The organism is Hyphomonas sp. (assembly GCF_036964145.1).
Classification (GTDB): Bacteria; Pseudomonadota; Alphaproteobacteria; order Caulobacterales; family Hyphomonadaceae; genus Hyphomonas.
In genome coordinates this window covers 417428-439452 of the sequence record NZ_JBALUC010000002.1, presented here as the reverse complement: position 1 = coordinate 439452, position 22025 = coordinate 417428, and the positions used below count along the sequence as shown (strand labels likewise).

General features: G+C 61.0%; 17 protein-coding genes and 2 tRNA genes. 15 read left to right on the top strand and 4 right to left on the bottom strand.

What is annotated here, in order from left to right:
• Positions 1 to 32 precede the first annotated feature (32 nt).
• Positions 33 to 353, top strand: a complete 321-nt coding sequence (trxA, locus tag V7660_RS07110) for a thioredoxin (RefSeq protein ID WP_335602425.1) — start codon at positions 33 to 35, stop codon at positions 351 to 353.
• Between the two features lie 53 nt (positions 354 to 406).
• On the opposite strand, the gene V7660_RS07105 is transcribed toward trxA, so the two are convergent.
• Positions 407 to 1360, bottom strand: coding sequence for an ABC transporter ATP-binding protein (locus V7660_RS07105; RefSeq protein ID WP_335602424.1), 954 nt, complete (start codon positions 1358 to 1360; stop codon positions 407 to 409).
• Positions 1361 to 1479: 119 nt separating this feature from the next.
• Here V7660_RS07105 and V7660_RS07100 point away from each other — a divergent pair, with 119 nt between their 5' ends.
• The 4 genes from V7660_RS07100 to V7660_RS07085 all read left to right on the top strand — a co-directional run bounded on the left by V7660_RS07100 (position 1480) and on the right by V7660_RS07085 (position 4935).
• Positions 1480 to 1683, top strand: a complete 204-nt coding sequence (locus tag V7660_RS07100) for a zinc-finger domain-containing protein (protein WP_335602423.1) — start codon at positions 1480 to 1482, stop codon at positions 1681 to 1683.
• A gap of 30 nt (positions 1684 to 1713) precedes the next feature.
• Entirely contained in the window at positions 1714 to 2895 is a 1182-nt protein-coding gene (locus V7660_RS07095; protein WP_335602422.1) for an FAD-dependent monooxygenase, read from the top strand.
• Between the two features lie 73 nt (positions 2896 to 2968).
• Complete coding sequence (locus V7660_RS07090; RefSeq protein ID WP_335602421.1) at positions 2969 to 4345, top strand: L-serine ammonia-lyase; 1377 nt, start codon at positions 2969 to 2971, stop codon at positions 4343 to 4345.
• Positions 4345 to 4935: an exopolysaccharide biosynthesis protein gene (locus V7660_RS07085; RefSeq protein ID WP_335602420.1), complete on the top strand. Its 591-nt coding sequence runs from the start codon at positions 4345 to 4347 to the stop codon at positions 4933 to 4935. The genes V7660_RS07090 and V7660_RS07085 overlap by 1 nt, the downstream gene beginning before the upstream one ends.
• Before the next feature lie 49 nt (positions 4936 to 4984).
• Here V7660_RS07085 and V7660_RS07080 read toward each other — a convergent pair.
• Positions 4985 to 5060 (bottom strand) — tRNA-Asn (locus tag V7660_RS07080).
• 325 nt (positions 5061 to 5385) lie between these two features.
• A tRNA-Cys gene (locus V7660_RS07075) sits at positions 5386 to 5459 on the bottom strand.
• A 148-nt stretch (positions 5460 to 5607) separates the two neighbouring features.
• Here V7660_RS07075 and V7660_RS07070 point away from each other — a divergent pair.
• The 10 genes from V7660_RS07070 to V7660_RS07025 all read left to right on the top strand — a co-directional run bounded on the left by V7660_RS07070 (position 5608) and on the right by V7660_RS07025 (position 20192).
• On the top strand, positions 5608 to 6261 hold the full coding sequence (locus V7660_RS07070) for a protein-L-isoaspartate O-methyltransferase family protein (RefSeq protein WP_335602419.1): 654 nt from the start codon (positions 5608 to 5610) through the stop codon (positions 6259 to 6261).
• A 132-nt stretch (positions 6262 to 6393) separates the two neighbouring features.
• Positions 6394 to 7713, top strand: a complete 1320-nt coding sequence (locus V7660_RS07065; protein ID WP_335602418.1) for a TolC family outer membrane protein — start codon at positions 6394 to 6396, stop codon at positions 7711 to 7713.
• An 83-nt stretch (positions 7714 to 7796) separates the two neighbouring features.
• Positions 7797 to 8525, top strand: coding sequence for a DUF2497 domain-containing protein (locus V7660_RS07060; RefSeq protein ID WP_335602417.1), 729 nt, complete (start codon positions 7797 to 7799; stop codon positions 8523 to 8525).
• An 81-nt stretch (positions 8526 to 8606) separates the two neighbouring features.
• Entirely contained in the window at positions 8607 to 11477 is a 2871-nt protein-coding gene (locus V7660_RS07055) for a valine--tRNA ligase (protein ID WP_335602416.1), read from the top strand.
• Between the two features lie 43 nt (positions 11478 to 11520).
• Positions 11521 to 12510 carry an isoaspartyl peptidase/L-asparaginase family protein gene (locus V7660_RS07050; protein ID WP_335602415.1) on the top strand — a complete coding sequence of 330 codons (990 nt, stop codon included), beginning with the start codon at positions 11521 to 11523 and terminating at the stop codon, positions 12508 to 12510.
• Between the two features lie 63 nt (positions 12511 to 12573).
• Positions 12574 to 14301 (top strand): dihydroxy-acid dehydratase, encoded by a 1728-nt coding sequence (gene ilvD / locus V7660_RS07045; protein WP_335602414.1) that lies wholly within the window; start codon positions 12574 to 12576, stop codon positions 14299 to 14301.
• A 67-nt stretch (positions 14302 to 14368) separates the two neighbouring features.
• The gene (locus tag V7660_RS07040) at positions 14369 to 15412 is read left to right on the top strand and encodes a DUF3137 domain-containing protein (RefSeq protein WP_335602413.1); all 1044 of its coding nucleotides are present in this window, start codon (positions 14369 to 14371) and stop codon (positions 15410 to 15412) included.
• An 88-nt stretch (positions 15413 to 15500) separates the two neighbouring features.
• Entirely contained in the window at positions 15501 to 15881 is a 381-nt protein-coding gene (locus V7660_RS07035; RefSeq protein ID WP_335602412.1) for a hypothetical protein, read from the top strand.
• A 232-nt stretch (positions 15882 to 16113) separates the two neighbouring features.
• Positions 16114 to 17541: a sugar porter family MFS transporter gene (locus V7660_RS07030; protein ID WP_335602411.1), complete on the top strand. Its 1428-nt coding sequence runs from the start codon at positions 16114 to 16116 to the stop codon at positions 17539 to 17541.
• 74 nt (positions 17542 to 17615) lie between these two features.
• Positions 17616 to 20192, top strand: a complete 2577-nt coding sequence (locus tag V7660_RS07025; RefSeq protein ID WP_335602410.1) for a glycoside hydrolase family 3 protein — start codon at positions 17616 to 17618, stop codon at positions 20190 to 20192.
• 71 nt (positions 20193 to 20263) lie between these two features.
• On the opposite strand, the gene V7660_RS07020 is transcribed toward V7660_RS07025, so the two are convergent.
• The gene (locus V7660_RS07020; protein WP_335602409.1) at positions 20264 to 21991 is read right to left on the bottom strand and encodes a glycoside hydrolase family 43 protein; all 1728 of its coding nucleotides are present in this window, start codon (positions 21989 to 21991) and stop codon (positions 20264 to 20266) included.
• Between the last annotated feature and the right edge of the window lie 34 nt (positions 21992 to 22025).

Sequence of the window (22025 nt, the reverse complement as noted above, 5' to 3'; positions counted from 1 at the left end):
AACTGAAGCAGAAAGCATGAAGGAGCCACGCAATGGCTGCGGTGAATGTTACGGACGATGATTTTGATGGCGTAATCGGTGGATCCGATGTGCCGGTGGTCGTGGATTTCTGGGCCGAATGGTGTGGCCCGTGTAAGCAGATGGCCCCCCATATTGACGCGGTCTCCGAGGAACTCGACGGCCAGATCAAGGTCGCCAAGATCAATGTCGACGAAAACCCAGTGGCCCCGTCCAAATATGGCGTGCGCGGCCTGCCAACGCTGGTGATGTTCAAGGATGGCAAGGTTGCCGCCACGCATCTCGGCGCGATGAGCAAGCAAGCCATCTCCGACTGGATCAAGCAGAGCGTCTAAGCGCTTCGCCCCGTAAATATTGAAGAAACGCCGGCAGTTCTGCCGGCGTTTTTTTATGCGGCCTGCGAGGTCAGGGCGATGAAGACGTCTTCAAGGTCTGGCGCTTCGGTGACGAGGTCGCCAATACCGATCCCGTTCGAACGCACGGCTTCCAGAACGCGGCCGATTCCGGTCTCGCTGGTCCGGAACGTGATGGCGATATCGCCATCGGGGCGGACGATTGCGTCCATGTCCGACAGGGCAGCCGGAACAGCCGTCAGCGGTTCCTTCGGCGTGATGACCAGCGTCTTGTAGTCGAGGCGCGAGAGCAGGACAGGCGTCGGTTCGCAGGCAACGATCTCGCCATGATTTACGATGGCGATCGAATCACACAGCTCTTCGGCTTCTTCGAGATAGTGAGTCGTCAGGATGATCGTGGTGCCATTGTCGTGCAGCTCGCGCACATAGGTCCACAGCGACCGGCGCAACTCCACGTCCACGCCTGCGGTCGGTTCATCAAGGATCAGCACCGGCGGATTGTGCACCAGCGCCTTGGCCACCATCAGGCGGCGCTTCATGCCGCCGGACAATTGGCGCACATAGGCGTCTTTCTTGTCATCAAGGCCGACGGCAGTGAGAATTTCGAGGCTCCGGCGCTCCGATTTCGGCACGCCATAGAAGCCGGCCATCAATTCAAGCATTTCCAGCGGGGTGAAGAAGGGGTCGGCGACGATTTCCTGATTCACCACGCCAATCGCGGCGCGGCTCTGGCGCGGGTATTCGTCGATATCCAGGCCCCAGATACTGGCCGAGCCGGACGTCTTGTTCACAAGGCCTGCCAGGATGTTGATGAAAGTCGATTTGCCGGCGCCATTCGGCCCGAGCAGGCCGAAGATGGAGCCGCGCGGGATTTCCAGATTCAGACCCTTCAGCGCATGCTTTTCAGGCATTTTGCCGGAGGCACGATAGATTTTGTTGAGGTCTTTGACTTCAATGGCGAAGTCGGGGGCAGGTTTGCTGGACGACATGCGGGGGGCCTTTTCACTCTGTCCATTCGATCTTGCGCCGATGGACGGTGCAATCTAGGTAGGACCATGTGGCACCGGTAACAACCATGCCGACGAAATTGCAGATGGAATTACAACTCATGTCCACGAAACGCGATGTGTTCGACCCGCCAGAAATCTCGATGGTGACCAGCCACAGGGTCTCGTGCAATGGCGGCGGCGGCGCGCTGGGACATCCGCGCGTCTGGTATGAGATGGGCGATGATGATTTCGTCGAATGCAAGTATTGCGACCGCAGATTCGTCCTGATCGGCGGCAAGCAAGATCCCTCGCGGGCGCGATGATCGCCGCAGGATGATGAGTGAGGTGTCCGAATGCGGGTCCTGATAGCAGGCGGAGGCATTGGGGGCCTGACTGCCGCTCTGGCGCTCGATCATTTCGGACATGACGTTTTCGTCTTCGAGCAGTCCGGCGTGCTGGATGAGGTCGGCGCGGGCATCCAGCTTAGCCCCAACGGGATGCAGGTGCTCAGCCAGCTCGGTGTATCGGCCCGTATTCTCAAGGATGCATTCCGGCCGAAAGCCCTGGAAATGCGCATGGGCCGAAGTGGCAAGCTCCTGTTCGACATTCCGCTCCGCAAGGCCGCGATCAATCGCTGGGGCGCTGACTATCTCCATGTTCACCGGGCCGACCTGATTCAGGCCCTGTATGAAGCGCTTGTCACGCGGCGACCGGATGCGGTCAGCCTCGGCAGGAAAGTGATCTCCTACCAAAAGGATGACTCAGGCATTCAGGCAACGCTGGATAGCGGTGAAATGATCGAAGGCGACCTTCTTGTCGGGGCGGACGGGATTCATTCTGTCGTCCGCGCGCAGATGCTGGGGGCAGAAGCACCGAGATATACCGGCATGACGGCCTGGCGGGGCATTGCGCCCGTCTCTGCCCTGTCACACGCTCCCCCACCCACAGCGACGGTATGGACCGGATCGCGCCGACACGCCGTGACCTATTTGCTGAGAGGCGGAAGTCTCGCAAATTTCGTCGGCGTGGTGGAGCGCAAGGAGAAGCATCTCGAATCCTGGACAGCGGAAGGCTCGCGCGAGGATGCGCTGGCAGACTTCAAGGGATGGCACGCTTCGGTGACAGGCATCATCGAGCAGGCGCCGGTGCTGCATCGCTGGGCCCTGTTTGACCGGGACGAACTGCCCCGCTGGTCGGATGGCCGGACCGTGCTGCTGGGAGACGCCTGCCACCCCATGCTGCCCTTCCTGGCGCAGGGCGCAGTCATGGCGATCGAGGATGGATATGTGCTCGCCCGGGAAATCTCTTCCGATGTGCCCCTGCCGGACGCGCTCAAGGCCTATGAAACGGCGCGCAAGCCGCGCACCAGCAAGGTGCAGGCCGGTGCTCGGGAAAATTCCAAACTGTTCCACCGCAGTAACCCCATCACCCAGCTGTCGACCTATGGTCCCATGTGGATGGCAGGCCGTATGATGAAGGGGTTCATTCATTCCCGGAATGACTGGCTCTATGGGCATGACGTCACGCTGGGCTGAGCGGTGCGCAGCTTGTCAGCCTGCCGGGAACCGGGCATTCAGAGGTTTCAATTGAAACAATAATCAGGTTCATATGCTCTCAGTTCTCGACCTTTTTCGCGTGGGAATCGGCCCCTCCAGCTCCCACACAGTGGGGCCGATCCGGATCGCGGCGCGGGTGGTGGATACCCTGACGGCAGCGGGTCAGACTTCGCAAGTTTTCCGCGTTGAGGTCGAGTTGCAGGGCTCGCTGGCGCTGACCGGGGAGGGGCACGCAACGCCGAAAGCGGTCATGCTCGGCCTTGCCGGGTTTGCGCCCGAAACCCTCGACCCGGATGCGGCGGACGCAGCCGTCGCGGAAATCCGGGAGACCCGCCATCTGAGTCTCGCCGGGCAACATCAGATCGCGTTTGATCCGGACAAGGACATCATCCTTGCCTATGATGTCATTCCCAGCCTGCACCCGAACGGCATGCGGATAAGAGCTTATGGCGCGTCGGATGATGTGCTTCTGGATGAAACATGGTTCTCGACGGGTGGCGGCTTCATAGCGTCCCAGCGCCAATTGGAAAAACCACTCGAAGACGATCTGATCCAGACGCAGGCCGAAGTACCTTATCCCTACACATCAGCCGCAGAATTGATTGCAATGTGTACGGAGAACACGCTCACCATCGAACAGCTGGTGTTGGCCAATGAGGATGCCCTGCGGCCTCGGTCCGAGACCGTTGCGGCGCTCGACCGGATCGCCGAAGTCATGATGAAATGTATCGACCGGGGGGTGTCACAGGGCGGCATCCTGCCGGGCAGGCTGAAGGTCAAGCGGCGCGCGGCGGCGCTCTGGGAGAAGCTGGCCAATGATCGCGGGTCGAACGAGCGCGAGCAATTGTTCGACTGGCTCAACGTCTACGCCATGGCCGTCAATGAGGAGAATGCCTCGGGCGGACAGGTCGTCACCGCGCCGACCAATGGCGCCGCCGGCATTATACCTTCCGTAATCCGTCACTATTGCAGCGATACAGACGATTCGCTGGAGCGCACACGCCGATTCCTGCTGACGGCGGGCGCAATCGGGATTCTCTACAAGCAGCGCGCCTCCATTTCAGGCGCGGAAATGGGATGCCAGGGTGAAGTCGGTGTGGCGTGCTCGATGGCGGCGGGCGGCCTCGCGGCGGTCTGGGGAGCAAACCCGCAGCAGGTGGCCAATGCTGCCGAGATCGGCATGGAGCACAATCTGGGCCTGACCTGCGATCCAGTCGGCGGGCTCGTCCAGATTCCCTGCATCGAGCGGAATGCCATTGGCGCGGTGAAAGCGGTCAATGCCGCCCGCCTCGCTCTGCATTCGACGGGGCACTCGCACGTCTCCCTTGACCAGGTCATTGAGACAATGCGGCAGACCGGGCTCGACATGTCCTCGAAATACAAGGAAACCAGTCAGGGCGGTTTGGCCGTCAATGTGGTGGAATGCTGATGACGAAGGTCAACAATCTCGGATCCTTGCTCGACAGTTTGCGTGAGCAGACCTCCGGCGAGAAGGTCAGTGTCGGCGCGATGCTGGACGCTGTGGGCCGACGTTCCTACGGGCCCTTGCTCCTGCTGCTGGGCTTTGTCTCGATCAGCCCGTTGACCATCATTCCCGGTGCAAACTGGCTTGTCGCCCTGATCATCCTGCTGATTGCCGGGCAGATCGTCTTCGGCCTGAAATATCCTTGGGTGCCGCGCCGCATTCTCGATTTCGAGTTTCCGCGGTCGGCGCTGATCCTGGGCGTGGAACAGGCGCATCCTTATGTTTGTCAGGTCGACCGCTTCCTGAAGCCGCGACTCGCTTTTCTGACCGACCCGCCCTTTGTCCAGCTCGTGGCGTTGATCTGTATCGCGGCGGCGCTCGTCTCGTTTCCACTCGGTCTGATTCCGTTCGGGCCGGTCCTGCCGGGTTTGACGGTGCTCCTGTTCGGTCTGGCGCTGACAGCGCGCGACGGATTCGTGCTGATTCTGGCGGCGCTGGGCCTTGCTGGCAGCTGCTATCTCGTCATCCGGCTCTGGGAACGGCTGATCGGCTGAACCGACAGGTTTCGGCCTGTACGGGCGTTTTCTGAAAATGGGGGGAAGGTGGCTCCGCGAGTAGGACTCGAACCTACGACCGGGCGATTAACAGTCGCCTGCTCTACCAACTGAGCTATCGCGGAACAGCCGGAGACGGGTGAATAGCAGACCCGAAAACCCGTTCAAGCCCCCACATGCTGCGAAGTCATAAAAACTTGCAGATTCCGCAAAAAAAAGGCGGGAGACAAGCTCCCGCCGAGGCGTTGGGTGATGGTGGGTGTCTCCAAGAGAAGACAGGTTCACTTTCCCCCAAAAGGGTTAACGGGCTGTAAACGGTTTGCAAATGTGCGACTGAAAATTCGCGATATCCTGTTTACGCCTCCGAAATCATGGATGTCGGACAGGCGGGTGCCCTGTGTAGGGCGGCGCTCATCCTGCAGGGCGGATCAGAGGAATGATTTGGAAGTCTGGAGGCTCCGGCCGGAATCGAACCGGCGTACACGGATTTGCAATCCGCTGCGTGACCACTCCGCCACAGAGCCGTTCCAGAAGGCGCGTCACTTAGCAACGAACTTCGCCGCTTGCAATCTGTCCTTTTCATGCGCCGTGCGTTTATCGCGCATTGCGCCCCCGAAAACCCATGATAAAGGGCTGGATACCACACTATAGCAAGCCCGAGAGGGAATCGAGATGAACTACGACAAAGCCCGTGAGATCATGGTCGACACGCAGGTGCGACCAAACGATGTCTCCGATCCGGAAATCGTCTCGGCCTTCCTGAAAACGCCCCGCGAGGCCTTCGTGCCCACATCGCGCAAATCCGTGGCCTATTCCGAGCTTGAAATCGAGACCTCCGAAGGCCGCGCCCTGTGGACGCCGCGCGATACGGGCAAGCTGGTCAAGCTCGCCGCGATCAAGCCGTCGGACATCGTGCTCGTGATCGGTGCCGGCTCCGGCTATGAAGTGGCCCTGATCAGCCGTCTTGCTGAAACCGTCATTGCCCTCGAAGATGAGGATGCCCGCGTGGACGCCATGTCGGAACGCTTCGCTGCGCTCGGCATCGATCAGGCCGTCGCCGTAAAGGGCGATCTGGCTGCTGGCCTGCCAGATCAGGCGCCGTTCGACGTCATTTATGTCTGCGGCATGGTCGAAACCGTTCCTGAGGCCTGGACCTCCCAACTCGCCGAGGGCGGGCGCCTTGCGGTTGTGATGCTGGAACGAGAGGGCCTTGGCCGTGGCAAGGTCTACACGCGCGCAGGCGATGCGGTGTCCGCCCGCGAAGGATTCGACGCTTTTCCGCCGAAATTTTCCGCATTTGACCGCAAGAAGGCATTTGTCTTCTGACAAGCGACGGGCCGCGACAATTTGTTAAGACTCCAGAAAAGTGAACAGTGTTCACTATTGCCGTCAGAACCCTTATATTAGGGATCAAGCATATAGGGCGCTCAGCCGGTCTGGGGCCTCAAGGAGCGCCGCATGAAATTCCACCGACCACTCGCTGTCAGCCTTTTCGCTTTCGGCCTCAGCGGGATGCCCGCATCCTACGCTGAAACCCTCTCTGATGCGATTGATGCAGCATTGGCAACCAATCCGGGACTGCAATCCCAGCGGGTCCAGACGGATATCGCGCTTGAAAATGTGGAACAGGCCCGGTCCCAGCGCCGTCCCACGCTCGATCTGTCGGGCAGCGCTGGCTACGAATATATCGATTCCAACGCCGCATTTGCCGATTTGTCCGGCACGAATGGTGATCGCCCGATTGCCAGCGCGCAGCTCCAGGCGGCGATGCCGATCTATACGGGTGGACGCATCAGTGCGGGCATCCGTCAGGCCAGGGCCGGGGTCGATGCCGCCGAGTCGCAGTATGACGCGGCTGTCCAGGACCTGATCCTCCAGGTCATTACAGCCTATGTCGACGTCCGCAGCGACCTCGAAACCGTTGCCATCCGGGAAAACAATGTGGAAGTGACGGGCGAACAGGTCCGCGCGGCGTCAGACCGGTTTGAGGTCGGTGTGGTGACCCGGACCGATGTCTCGCTTTCCCAGGCCCGCCTTGAAGGCGCCAGGGCCGCTCTGGCCGGCGCGCAAGCCACGCTCGAAGCGGACATTGCCAACTATCAGTTCCTCACCGGCCTTGCGCCGACCGAGCTTGCGCCGCCCCCGCCGCTGCCGCCCTTGCCGGCATCGCTCGAAGAGGCGGTCCAGATCGCGCTCGATACCAATCCTGACCTGATCGCGGCCCGTCATTCCGAGCGCGCGGCCCGCGAGGCGATTGAAGTGGCCCGCGGCCAGTACAAGCCGCAGATCAGCATTGTCGGTACAGCGGCCCGCCAGGAAACCTATAATGACTTCACCCAGCGCGATTCGAGCGTGTCGGCCGTGGCGCAGGGCACCATTCCGCTCCTGTCCGGCGGCCTGATCAAGAGTCAGGTGAAATCGGCCCGCCTGCAGCGCACACAGGCCCAGCGGCAGATTGATACGCTCCAGCGCAGAATTCGCGCTCAGATCGCGCAATCATGGTTTACCTATGAAGCCTCGTTGCGCTCCATTGCGGCCTCCGAACGCCAGGTCGAGGCGGCCCAGATCGCCTATGACGGCGCCAAGGAAGAACTGGCCGTGGGCATCCGCACGACGCTCGACGTGCTGGACCAGGAACAGCAATTGTTCGAGGCGCGCCTTGCGCTGGTGCAGGCAGAGCGTGACTCCTATGTGGCGGCGCACAACCTCCTGCGGGCCACCGGACAATTGTCGCCGGATATGCTGCTTCTGGATGGCCTGGTCGGGGACTCGCGTTAACAACGATAAATGCTTGTTAACACAATCCCCGTAGCGGTTAATGCATAGGGATTCGTACCGCACGGAATATCAAGGGGCTGGCTATGGCCAATGAAGCGCACAAAGAACCGACGATGGAGGAAATCCTCGCGTCGATTCGCAAGATCATCTCGGATGATGACACGGCTCCGCAGGCCGCAGAACCAGCCCCTGTGGAAGACACACCTGCGCCTGTAGAGGTCCAAGCCTCTTTCGATGAGGACGATTTGCACGACATTGATGATGTCATGTTCGAAGAGGCGTCTGAGACAGAAGAGGTCTCCACCGAAGAAGTCGTTGCCGACGCGGAAGCCTTCGAGGTCGAATTCGAGCAGTTCGAGGCTGATCCCGACGAAGTCAGCGAACCGCCGAGCTTCGAGGAAATGCTGGGCGCGGCCCGCGCCGTCGTGGCAGCGCCCAAGGCACAAGAAGCAGAAGAAATTGTGGAAGAAGTATTCCCGGAAGCGATCGTCGAAGAGGTTGCGCCGGAGCCCGAGCCTGAACCTGAACCCGCTGCCCCGGAACCGGTGGCGGCATCTGTGGAGGAAGACATGGCGGCAACCGCACGCTACCAGCAAACAGTCCTGACTGATGACCAGACCGCCGATGTGGCCGCTGGCGCACTCGGCAAGCTCATTTCCAAGATGGATATGGGCGGTGACAACACGATTGAGGCGCTCGTCCGCGAGCTGCTCAAGCCGATGATGAAGGAATGGCTCGACGCCAACCTCGCTAAGATCGTCGAAGAAAAGGTCGAGGCAGAAGTACAGCGCATCGCCCGCATGGCGCGCTAGCCTCTCCTGACAAATACGTTATAGGGAAGGGCGCGCCGTCACGGGCGCGCCTTTTCTTTTATATGGATAACGCCTGAACCGATGCTCGACCAAAGATTTGACCCCGCAGAAGCCGAACCCCGCCTCTACAAGGCCTGGGAAGAAAACGGATGCTTCAAGCCCTCCGGCGACACGTCTGCACAGGCCTATTCGATTGTCATTCCGCCGCCGAACGTGACCGGCGTGCTGCACATGGGGCACGCGCTGAACAATACGCTCCAGGACGTGCTGATCCGGTTCGAGCGGATGCGCGGCAAGAATGTGCTCTGGCAGCCGGGCACGGACCATGCCGGCATCGCGACCCAAATGGTCGTTGAGCGCCAGATGGCCGAATCCGGTGAGAATATCACCCGCCGGGACATGGGTCGCGAGGCCTTTGTTGATCGCGTCTGGGAATGGAAAGAGGAATCCGGCGGCGCCATTGTCGGCCAGCTGAAACGCCTTGGCGCGTCGTGCGACTGGTCGAAGGAAGCCTTCACGATGGGCGACCGCAACCATCCCGACAACAACATGATGCGCGCGGTCACCAAGGTCTTCGTCGAGCTCCACAAGAAGGGCCTGATCTATCGCGACAAGCGGCTCGTGAACTGGGACCCGCACTTCCAGACTGCGATTTCCGATCTCGAAGTCGATCAGCGCGAAGTGCCCGGCCATTACTGGCATCTGCGCTATCCGCTCGCGGACGGCGTCACCTATATGCATCCGATCAAGGATGAAGACGGCAATACCGTCGAGACGGAGATGCGCGACTATATCGTCGTGGCCACGTCCCGTCCGGAAACCATGCTCGGCGATACCGGCGTGGCTGTGCACCCGGAAGACCCGCGCTATGCAGGCCTGATTGGCAAGTTTGTCGAACTGCCGATTGTCGGCCGCCGTATACCGATCATCGCGGATGAGTATGCCGACCCGGACAAGGGCTCTGGCGCCGTGAAGATCACCCCCGCACATGATTTCAACGATTTCGAAGTCGGCAAGCGCGCGGGCCACACGCCCCTGAATATCCTGAATGCGACCGCGCATATCGTGGACGGCGAAGAGGCTGACACGGCCGGCATTCCGGCTGAGTATCGCGGCCTCGACCGGTTTGATGCGCGCAGGAAAGTTGTCTCGGCTTTCGAGGAAGCTGAACTCCTGCAGGAAATCGAGAACCTCAAGATCGAGCAGCCCTTCGGCGACCGCTCAAACGTTGTCATCGAACCGTGGATGACGGATCAATGGTATGTCGACGCCAAGACAATGGCCAAGCCTGCCATCGCCGCGGTGAAAGAGGGCAAGACCAAATTCGTCCCGGAGAATTGGGAAAAGACCTATTTCAACTGGATGGAAAACATCCAGCCCTGGTGCGTCTCCCGCCAGCTCTGGTGGGGACACCGGATTCCGGCCTGGTATGCGCCTACAATTGAGCAACTTGAAAGTGATCAGGCCTACTTCCCTGGGAAAGTGTTCGTAGCCGAATCTGAAGAAGATATGCTCGCTCAAGCCCGAGAATACTACGGCAGCGAAATTGAAGTGTCTGTCGTTGATACCGGCATTGGAGGAGCTAAAATTTGGGGTGGTGGGACTTCGGCTGGTAAAGCGAGTTCCGCAAATATCGCTAGAGATCCTGACGTCCTCGACACATGGTTCTCCTCCGCCCTCTGGCCGTTCTCCACGCAGGGCTGGCCGGACAAGACGGCTGACCTCGACACCTTCTTCCCGACGGCGACGCTCGTCACGGCCTTCGACATCATCTTCTTCTGGGTCGCCCGGATGATGATGATGAGCCTCGAATTCATGGGGGAAGTTCCGTTCAAGGACGTCTACATCCACGCCCTCGTGCTCGACGAGAAGGGCCAGAAGATGTCCAAGTCCAAGGGCAATGCCATGGACCCGCTGGAACTGGTCGACGAATATGGCGCGGACGCGCTGCGCTTCACCATGGGCCGCATGGCCGGGCAGGGGCGCAATATCCGCCTCTCCAAACAGGCCGTTGAAGGCAATCGCAACTTCGCCACCAAGCTCTGGAATGCGGCGCGCTTTGCCGAAATGAACGAATGCGGCGCACCGGGCGAGATTGACTATGACCGGGTCGAAAGTCCGGTAAACCGCTGGATCCTGTCTGAACTCTCCCAATGTGCGGCAGAAGTCAGCAAGGGCATCGAGGATTACAAATTCAACGAAGCCGCGGGCGCGCTCTACAAATTCATCTGGAACACGCTCTGCGACTGGTATCTCGAACTCATCAAGCCGCTGCTCGCGGGCATGGACGACGCCGCCAAGCAGGAAACCCGCATGGTCTGTGGCTATGTGCTGGATGAATCGCTGAAGCTGCTCCATCCCTTCATGCCCTTCGTCACCGAGGAATTGTGGGAGCGCCGCGCCGAGGGCCGCGCAGAGGCCAAGGGCTTCCTGATGCACCAGTCCTGGCCCTCGACTGAGCCGTTCACGGATGAGGCCGCCGCGGAAGAGATCAATTGGGTGATCGACATGATTACCGAACTCCGCTCGCTCCGGAACGATCTCGGGGTCCCGGCGGGCTCCAAGCTGCCGCTGACCCTGGTCAATGCCGGTGCGGAAATCGAAAACCGCGCGATGAGCCATGAAGACGTCCTGAAGCGCCTTGCGCGTCTCGAAGACATCTCGATGACGGATACCACGCCCGAAGGCGCGGTCACGGCCGTGATCGGCGAGACCATGTCCGCCCTGTCGGTCGCTGACATTGTCGACATTGATGAGGCCCGCAAACGGCTCGACAAGGAACTGGCCCAGCTCGACAAGGACATCAAATCCACCGAGGGCAAGCTCTCGAACGAAAAATTCGTCTCGCGGGCGCCGCCAGAGATCGTTGAAGAGAACCGCGAGCGCATCCGCGACTGGACGACGCGGCGGGAAAAGCTGAAAGCTGCCCGCAAGGGGCTTGAAGGTCTCTGACCAATGCGGGCATCCTGTTCCGGCATGAACAGGAGCTGCCCCCATGACATTTCGCAAACTGGTGATCGCTGCGGCGGTCTTCCTCGGCGCGTGCGCCACATCGCCAGACCCTGAGCCCGCCACGCCCGAATGGCGGCTGGTGATTCATGGCGGCGCAGGCGTCATCACCCGCGAAGGCATGACTCCGGAAAAGGAAGCGGCCTATACCGCCGCGCTGGAGACCGCGCTTGAGGCCGGCGCTGTTATCCTCCGCTCCGGTGGCAGCGCGCTGGACGCTGTCGAGGCGGCCGTCATCCCAATGGAAAACGATCCGCTGTTCAATTCCGGCTATGGGGCGGTCTTTACTGCCGCAGGCACGCACGAACTCGACGCCTCAATCATGGATGGCCGGGACCGCAATGCCGGCGCCGTTGCTGGCGTCACACGGGTACGTAACCCGATCAAGGCGGCGCGCGCCGTGATGGACAAATCCGAACATGTCATGTTCGCGGGCACGGGCGCCGACGCTTTCGCCGAAGCGCAGGGCCTCGACATGGTCGACAATTCCTATTTCGACACCGACCACCGCCGCAAGGCGCTGGAGCGCGTCCTTGAGGAGCGCAGCCGCACCGCCGCCGATCGCCACGGCACGGTGGGCGCCGTCGCCATCGACCGCGAGGGCAATCTTGCTGCTGCCACGACTACCGGCGGCATGACGGCCAAGGCCGCGGGCCGCATCGGGGACTCGCCGCTGATCGGCGCGGCCACCTATGCCGAGAATGGCGTCTGCGCGGTCTCGGCAACCGGGCATGGTGAATATTTCATCCGGGTGGGCGTGGCCAAGACAATTTGCGACAGGGTGAAACTTGCTGATGACGAAATCGAACCGGCTGCAACATCTGCGCTCGCCGAAGTCGCGGAATTGGGCGGCGATGGCGGCGTCATCGTGATGAATGGGGATGGCGGATACGCCTTCGTATTCAACTCGGAAGGCATGTATCGGGGCGTCGTTGACGCTTCAGGGGCAAGAACTGCCATCTATGGCGACGAATAGCCCCTTTTCCGCAACAGGATTGCGCGCTAGGGGCAATGCAGAACACATCAGGATAGGACCGTCATGAGCAAGACCTGGGACAAATCGAAACTTCCCTCCCGCCACGTTACCGAAGGACCGGAGCGCGCGCCGCATCGCAGCTATCTCTACGCGATGGGACTGTCGACCAAGGACATCCAGAAGCCCCTCGTCGGTGTTGCCTCCTGCTGGAACGAGGCCGCGCCCTGCAACACCGCCCTGATGCGCCAGGCGCATGCCGCCTCCGAAGGCGTCAAGAAGGGCGACGGCACCCCGCGCGAATTCTGCACCATCACCGTGACGGACGGCATTGCGATGGGCCATGAGGGCATGCGGTCCTCGCTGGTCAGCCGCGACACGATTGCGGACTCGGTCGAACTGTCCATGCGCGGCCATTCCTACGATGCGCTGGTCGGTATTGCCGGCTGTGACAAATCCCTGCCGGGCATGATGATGGCCATGCTGCGCCTCAACGTGCCGAGCGTCTTCCTCTATGGCGGCTCGATCCTGCCGGGCTCCTATGAGGGCCGGGACGTCACCGTGCTCGACGTGTTTGAAGCCGTCGGGGCGCACGCCGCTGGATCGAATTCCATGACTGACGAGAAGCTCCACGCGCTGGAAAAGGTCGCCTGTCCGGGCGACGGGGCGTGCGGCGGCCAGTTCACCGCGAACACGATGGCTTGCGTCTCTGAGGCCATCGGCCTCGCCCTGCCGCTCTCCTCGGCGCTGCCCGCGCCTTACACCGACCGCGACGGCTATGCCGTGGCCAGCGGTGAAGTGGTGATGCAACTGGTTGAGAAGAATCTGCGCCCGCGCGACATCTGCACGCGGGAAGCCTTCGAGAATGCGGCCATCGTCGTCGCTGCGACCGGCGGCTCGACCAATGCGGCGCTTCACCTGCCAGCCATGGCGCATGAGTGCGGCGTTCAGTTCGATCTCGAAGACGTCGCAAAGATCTTCCAGAAGACGCCATACATCGCGAACCTCAAGCCCGGTGGCGACTATGTTGCCAAGGATTTCGGCGAAGCGGGCGGTGTGCCCATGCTGATGAAGACGCTGCACGAATCCGGCCTGATCAATGGCGACTGCCTGACCGTTACTGGCCAGACCTGGGCAGAATACCTCGAAGACATCGAGTGGGACCCGAACCAGAAGGTCATCTATCCGGCAACCGATCCGATCTCGCCAACCGGCGGTGTCGTTGGCCTGTGGGGCTCGCTCGCCCCCGATGGCGCCATCGTGAAAGTGGCCGGACTGCACACGCTGCAATTCTCCGGGCCGGCGCGCGTCTTTGATGGCGAGGAAGCCTGTTTCGAAGCCGTGTCCAACCGCGACTACAAGGAAGGCGAAGTTCTCGTCATCCGATACGAAGGCCCCAAGGGAGGCCCCGGTATGCGGGAAATGCTCTCCACCACCGCCGCGATCTACGGTCAGGGCATGGGTGACAAGGTGGCCCTGATCACCGATGGCCGCTTCTCCGGCGCAACGCGAGGCTTCTGCATTGGCCATGTCGGGCCGGAAGCGCAGGAAGGCGGGCCCATCGGCCTGCTGAAGGATGGCGACATCATCACCATCGATGCGGAGAAAGGCACGATTGATGTCCGCCTGACACCCGCTGAACTGGAAGACCGCAAACGGCAGTGGAAGCCGCGCATCACGGCCTATGGCTCCGGCGCGTTGCAAAAATATGCCGCGCTCGTTGGCCCGGCCCACAAGGGCGCGACGACCCATCCGGGCTTTGCGGGCGAGCGGCACGTCTACGCGGATATCTGATACAGGTTTTACCTGTCACGGAATCCAAGCTTAACTGGGGCGGTCTGTTTTTGAGAGGCCGCCCCAGATGACTCAGGACATGTTCCCGACCGATCCAGCCCCGGCGCAGCAGCCGGTTGATCCGGATATCCAAAAGGCGCTGGGGGATTTCCCCGATGAGTTCAGGGATTTCCCGCGTCTTTTCCAGGATGAGATTCGCCCGGCCTTGCTGACCCGCGAGGCCGAGCGCCAGGTCGCCGTCGCAAAAGCGCGGCAGGCACGCTATGTCGGCATTGCGGTGGCCGTCCTGGGCGGGCTGGCCGGCGCGTTCCTCATCCGTCACCCGTTCGCGGCGATCATCGCCGTGATTGTCGGTCTGGGGTACATGTTCTGGGGCGGTCGGGATGTGCGCCGGTTCAGCAAGGAAGCCAAGGATCTGATCGTCCTGCCTGTGGTTCGCAAGCTCGGGCTGGATTTCACGGCTGAGCCGGGGTCTGTCGAGTCGATCTACAAGCATCATGATGTCGGCCTGGTGCCGAGCTGGGACCGGGCCAATTATGAAGACCTGCTGACCGGCAGGCGCAATGGCGTCGAGTTCGAATTGTTCGAGGCGCATTTGGAAGAGCGCCGGACGTCGAGCGATTCCAAGGGACGGACCCAGACGCGCTGGGTCACTGTCTTCAATGGGCAATGCCTGCGCTTTGAATTTCCCAAACGCTTCTATGGCCGCACACTGATCACGCGGGATGCCGGTTTCTTCAATCGGTTCGCCGGCGCCAAGGGCATGTCGCGCGCCATGCTGGAAGACCCGGTCTTCGAGAAGATTTTCGAGGTCTACACGACCGACCAGGTTGAGAGCCGCTATTTGCTGACGCCGGATCTGATGCAGAATCTCGTCGATCTGGAAAAGGCCTTTCATGGCGGGCGCCTGAAGACCTGTTTTGACGGCGGCGAGATGTTCATCACGCTGGAGGGCGGCAATCTGTTTGAGCCGGGTAGCATGTTCAAGCCGCTCGACAGCGTTGACCGCGTGCGGGAGCTTTTGACCGATTTTGCCGCCATCTTTCGCATTCTGGATGCTGTGGTCATTGGCCGGCGTCAGGAGGGCCTTGAGCGAGATCGAGGCGTCTGAAATGCGGCCCTTCCGGGGCAGCCGCGTTCAGCTTTGCTTCAGTGACTTTCCGCCATAAAAACGTGAGCTTAGAGAGAGGCCCCGTTTCATGATCAAATCCATTGCCACCAGTTTCCTGCTTGTCCTTGCCGCGCAAACGGCTGTTGCAGAGGCGATGACTGCGGCGGATGTGAAGCGCTGCAATGCCATGGCTGCGACCATGGCGCCCAAAAAGGCGGAAATTGAAACGATTCAGATGAAACGCGATGACATGGCGGCGGACGTCGAGCTGAAAGGCGAGGCGTGGGAAGATGCTGAAATCCACCGCCTGGTCTCTGCTGCGCATGCCGCGAAGGCGGATGAAACCAAGGCCGCCTACCAGGCCGCCAAGAAAGAATTGATGGGCACCGACCAAGCGCTACAGGCGCTGGCACGTCAATTCAATCATGATATCATCTCCTACAATCAGAGCTGCGCAACCGCCAAATAGTCGGCTCGCCATTTCCCAATTCCTTCTGGACCTCGGCTCGCGATGATGCGCATCTTGCGCATCGTCGTCGCACCGACTCGCGAGAACTGTAAAATCCCTATCATGTGTCAACGTTGACAACTTGATTTTGTTAGGCTCCTTGTTGTGCGATAACATTCGAGGCATAGCTTCGGTATAAGCAGAAAAAGCGGGCAGGGGGTTGCCTGCCGCGAAACATGGGAGGGCGCGCGGTATGAGCGACGCATCAACGACTGTAAGTATGGATACAGGACAGGGCAGTTTCGGCCAGGTCCTTCTCATCACCGCCGTCGCCACGATCGGCGGATTTCTTTTTGGGTTCGACTCGGGCGTGATCAACGGAACCGTTGACGGCTTGCGGGTTGCCTTCAATTCGCAGGATGTCGGGACGGGCTTCAACGTCGCGTCCATGTTGCTGGGCTGCGCGGTCGGCGCAGCGCTGGCGGGCACCCTGTCCGACGCATTCGGCCGCCGCACCATGATGATCGTTGCCGCCGCCTGCTTCATCATTTCCGCCTGGGGCTCGGGCGTTGCCGGTTCGTCGGCAGAATTCGTTGTCTATCGCGTCATTGGCGGTCTCGCTGTCGGCGCGGCCAGCGTCATGTCGCCCGCCTATATCTCCGAGGTTGCGCCTGCGAAGTATCGCGGTCGTCTCTCCTCGATCCAACAGGTCGCGATCATCAGCGGTCTCTTCCTGGCCTTCGTGTCGAACTACCTCATTGCCCAGGCCACTGGCGGATCGGCGATGAATGAATGGCTGCTCGGCTTTGAAGCCTGGCGCTGGATGTTCTGGATGGAACTCCTGCCGGCCACGTTCTTCCTTGTTGCGCTCCTGTTCATTCCGGAAAGCCCGCGTTTCCTCGTGGCCCAAGGCTCGACGGACAAGGCCCGTTCAGTGCTCTCCCGCCTGGCCGGTGCAAAGGCAGCTCATCGCAAGGTCGACGAGATCGAGCAATCGCTTGCCAATGACCACAAGCCGTCGCTCAAGGACGCGCTTGGCCAGTTCGGGTTCAAGCCCATCGTCTGGGTTGGCATCGGGCTCGCCGTGTTCCAGCAACTCGTCGGCATCAATGTCGTCTTCTACTATGGCGCCGTGCTCTGGCAGGCGGTTGGCTTCTCCGAAAGCGACGCCTTGCTGATCAACATCATTTCCGGTGCAGTCTCGATCATTGCCGTGATCATTGCGCTGCTTCTCATCGACCGGATCGGCCGCAAGCCGCTGCTCTGGATCGGCTCGGTCGGCATGACCGTGACCCTGGCCATCGTGGCGTTCTGCTTCTCGAAAGCGATCACGATCGAGGGGGCTGTCAGCCTTCCGGGGAGCTATGGCCTGATCGCGCTGTTGGCGGCCAATGCCTATGTCGTGTTCTTCAACGCGTCCTGGGGGCCCGTCATGTGGGTCGCGCTGGGCGAGATGTTCCCTAACCAGGTGCGCGGCGCAGGTCTCGCCATTTCGGGCTTCGCCCAGTGGATTGCAAACTTTGCGATCACGATGACTTTCCCGATCATGCTCGCAACCGCCGGTATCGGCCTCGCCGGTGCCTATGGCTTCTACGCGGTGTGTGCGCTCATCTCCGTCTTCTTCGTCTTCAAGGCGGTCAAGGAGACCAAGGGATTGGAACTCGAGGAAATGCAGGGATAGGCCCTTCGAACTTTCAGCCCTCGCCGATCCGTCGGCGGGGGCATTTTTTTAGAAAATACATATGGGAGGTAGCGATGGCCAAGGCTGTCCGGAAATCGTCAATCATTTCGCTGCTGGGCGGCGTGGCTTGCGTGGCGCTGGTCGCCGGGTGCAGCCACATGCCCCTCAAGTCTGACGCCGTGGAGACGGCCCAGACGGCAGAGCCGGAGCAGACGGCCCTGATGACCGAACAGGATCTGGCCGTCACGCCAGACCTCTGGCCAGAGATCACGGTGCCGGATCTGGACCCGGTGATCGAGGCGCGCATCGACGAGATCATGGCCAAGATGACGCTGGAGCAGAAGGTCGGCCAGGTCATCCAGGGCGACAGCGACAGCCTCACGTCGGAAGACGTGAAGAAATATCGGCTTGGCTCCGTGTTGAGCGGCGGCAGTTCCGCGCCGGGCGATGAGCCCTTCGCGCCCATGGACGCCTGGCTCGCGGATGCCGACGCCTACTGGCAGGCTTCGGTTGATCCGGAAGGCGTCGAGATCGCCATACCCGTCATCTGGGGCATCGACGCCGTTCATGGTCATGCCAACCTGACGGGCGCCACGATTTTCCCACACAATATCGGCCTTGGCGCCGCCAATGATCCGGACCTGATCGAGGAGATCGCCCGGATCACGGCCGAGGAACTCATCGTTTCGGGTCATGACTGGACGTTCGCGCCTACCATCGCCACCCCGCGTGATGATCGCTGGGGCCGGACCTATGAAGGTTATTCCGAACGCCCGGAGATTGTCCGCGCCTATGCCGAACGGATCGTCTACGGATTGCAGGGGCGGCCAGCAGACGAGAGCTTCCTCGGTGACGGCCACGTCATTTCCAGCGCCAAGCATTATGTTGGCGATGGCGGTACACTGGACGGCATCGACCAGGGCGAGACCCAGGCGACCGAGCAGGAACTGATCGACATTCACGCTCAAGGCTATTTCACCGCGCTCGAAGCCGGTGTGCAGACCGTCATGTCCTCCTTCTCCAGCTGGCAGGGCGTCAAGATGCATGGCAGCCACGCCATGCTGACTGAAGTACTGAAAGATCGCCTCGGCTTCACAGGCTTTGTCGTCGGTGACTGGAATGGCCACGGACAGGTGCCAGGCTGTACAAATACGGATTGCCCGCAATCGCTGAATGCCGGCCTCGACATGTATATGGCGCCGGACAGCTGGAAGGGCCTCTATGAGAGCACGCTTCAGCATGTGAAGGATGGCAACATCCCGATGGAGCGCCTTGACGATGCCGTGCGCCGTATCCTGCGTGTGAAGCTTGCCTATGGCATTTTCGACAAGCCTGCCCCGAGCGAGCGCCCCGGCGCAAATGATGAAAGCCTGCTGGCAACCCCAGCGGCCCGCGAAGTGGCCCGACGGGCCGTGCGGGAATCCCTTGTCCTGCTCAAGAACAATGACAACCTTCTGCCGCTCAGCACGGAACAGACCGTTTTGGTCATCGGCGACGGCGCCGACAGCATCACCAAGGCGGCTGGCGGCTGGACCCTGTCCTGGCAGGGCGGCGGCTATGACAATGGCCACTTCCAGAATGGCGAATCCATCCTGGAAGGTATCGAGGATGCCTTGCTGCCAGGGGGCGGTACGCTGGTCTTTGATCCGGCAGGCGAATCCGATGTCGACGCCGATGTCGTGATCGCGGTGTACGGCGAAAACCCGTATGCGGAAGGCATTGGCGATGTTCGGACGATGGATTTCGTCCCGAACGGTTTCGACACCACGAAGCTTGAAGCCTTCAAGGACAAGGGCATTCCGGTCGTGTCGGTCTTCCTGTCCGGTCGTCCGCTCTGGGTGAATCCGGAGATGAATGATTCCGATGCCTTCGTGGCGGCCTGGCTTCCGGGCTCCGAGGGGGGCGGCGTGGCCGATGTCCTGTTCCAGACGGAGCCGGAGTATGATTTCACCGGCCGCCTGTCCTTTTCCTGGCCAGCAACGGCCCAGCCCGGACGCCTCAATCCGGAAGATGCGCCTTACGAGCCGCTGTTCGAATACGGATATGGCCTCAGCTATGCCTCCGCAGCTTCAGAGCTTGGCGAGCTGAGCGAAGATCCGGGCTTGTCAGAAGAGCTGATGGGCAATGCTGACCCGCGCACCCTGTTCAAACGGGGCCGGCCCGGCGACCGGTGGGCCACGCTTCTGGCTTTCGAAGGTGCCTACACGACGCTTCAGCCCGGTCTCACCGAACTCGCTGGCCTTTCGATCAGCCGCACGGATTATGACATTCAGGAAGATGGTCTGGTGCTGACCTGGTCTGAGCCGGCCGGTGCGCTCTACTTCGGATCGTTCACCAATCCGGTCAATTTGAATGCAGACGGAGACACTGCGCTCGACATCGTCTTCGCGGCCAAGGTGCCGGACGGCGGCGAACATGCCGTTACGATCAGTGGCTCCTGTGACCAGGATGGAAATTGCGAGGCAGTTGAAACGGTCACGGTCACAGGCGCGGAATGGGCTGAGTACCGCACGCCGGCCGCCTGTCTCGGGCTGACGGATATGACCAGTGTTCAAATTCCGGCCGTGATCGGGACGGAAGAAGCCGGCACCGTCGCCATGGCGGACATCCGGTTTGAACCGTCAACGGGCGAGGCGGCCTGTACCGACTAGAAGCAGCCTGCTTCATTTCAAATCAACAATGGCGGCCTCAACTGAGGCCGCCATTTTAATGTGTGTGTGGATCAGTCCTGTTCCGACTGCGCGTAGACCCCCAGAAGCGTGCCGACAAAGCCGCCGGCCTTTTCGGTGCTGAGGATCGTGCCATCTTCTCCCAGCGCAACAGGCTGCCATTCGCCTTCAGGAGAGGCCTGATAGAAGTCCATCTCGGGACCATGCGCGGCGATTTTCAGCTTCAGCGGCTCGCCCGACGCGGCAAGGGCCGGAACTTCGGTGACAATCTCACCGTCCGGATCTGCGTCTTCGCTCGCGCGCCTGCGCAACCGTACGACAGATGCGCCGTCCTCATTGAGGGAAAGGCCGAGCGTGTAATAGGCCGCATCATTCTGGAACGCGGCGAGGCCCGCTTCATCATCGGAATCGCCCGGCACGAACATGACTTCTGTATAGGCCTCGGCATTCGTGTGCTGCTGGCGTCGCCCGAGGAAGGAGGGGTGCCCCGGATCGCCGACTCCTTGGGCGCGTTTCTCAAGCACAAGGTCACCAGTCTCAAGCCGGTAGCCGTCTTCTGAAGGAATGCGCACGGTGAGCCAATGGAGCGGCAATGCCTCCTCATCGAAGGCGTCCGTATAGGTGAAATTTCCCGTCAGGGGCAGCGGCGCGTCCGGTTGGGCGGGAAGGGCAGGCCGGTCAATGACATGCGGGATCACGTCTCCGGGTGCCGTAATGCGCGGGATTCCATTCTCCCATGTCACCGGCATCAGGAAGGTTTCCCGGCCTGTATTGTACTCATTGCCCTGATAGGGCCGTGTGCCGAGGAAGACAGCCCACCAATTGCCGTCACCATCCTGTGTGAAATCAGCATGCCCGACCGACGTGATCGGCTCCGGCCGGTCTTCGGGAAGGTCGCGCTGCGTCAGGACCGGGTTATCCGGGTGCGGCGTAAACGGCCCAAGCGGAGACTCGGCCGTCAGGATAACTTGTGAATGCTGCGGGCCGGTGCCCCCTTCGGCTGCGCTCAGCAAATATTTGCCATCCACCTTGTAGAGATGCGGGCCTTCGATCCAGACGGGCTTCTTTGACAAGTCCACGCCGCCATTCACGGCAACGACCGGCTCGGAGACTTGCGCGAAACTCTCCGGATCGACCTCGCGAATCCAGACGGCGCGGTGGCCTTGATAGAGTGGCTCGCCCTCAGGGGCATCATTGTTCAGGATGTAGGCCTTGCCACCCTCATCGAAAAAAAGGGACGGGTCGATCCCGCCGACATGTGGCAGCCAGACCGGATCGGACCAGGGCCCGGCCGGGTCGGTTGCGGTCACGATGAAATTGCCGCCGCAATCGACGCAGGTATTGATCACATGGAACAGGCCGTCATGGAACTCGATGGTCGGGGCAAAGACGCCGCGCGACACGGTGAGCCCGGAAAAGTCCAGCATGTCCGGCCGGTCGATGACATTGCCGATCTGGGTCCAATTGATCAGGTCGCGGCTATGGAACACCGGAATGCCGGGATAGTGGGTGAAGGAGGAATTCACGAGGTAATAATCCTCGCCTACTTTCACGATGCTGGGGTCCGGATAATAGCCCGCCAGGATGGGGTTGCGCGCCTGACCCTCAGAGAGGGGCAGCTCAAATATCGGGTCGCTGCCACTATAGGTCAGGTAAGCGAAACGCGCTTCCGCGCTTGCAGACGGTGGGGTGACCGGGGCGTCAGCGAGCCCGCAGGCCGCTGCCAGGGTGAGCGCGCCGGTACCGGCAGCGGATCTCCAATTTCGTATTCGCGTTTGCATGGCTCCGCTCCCTCTGTCGCCTGTCCGGTATGGA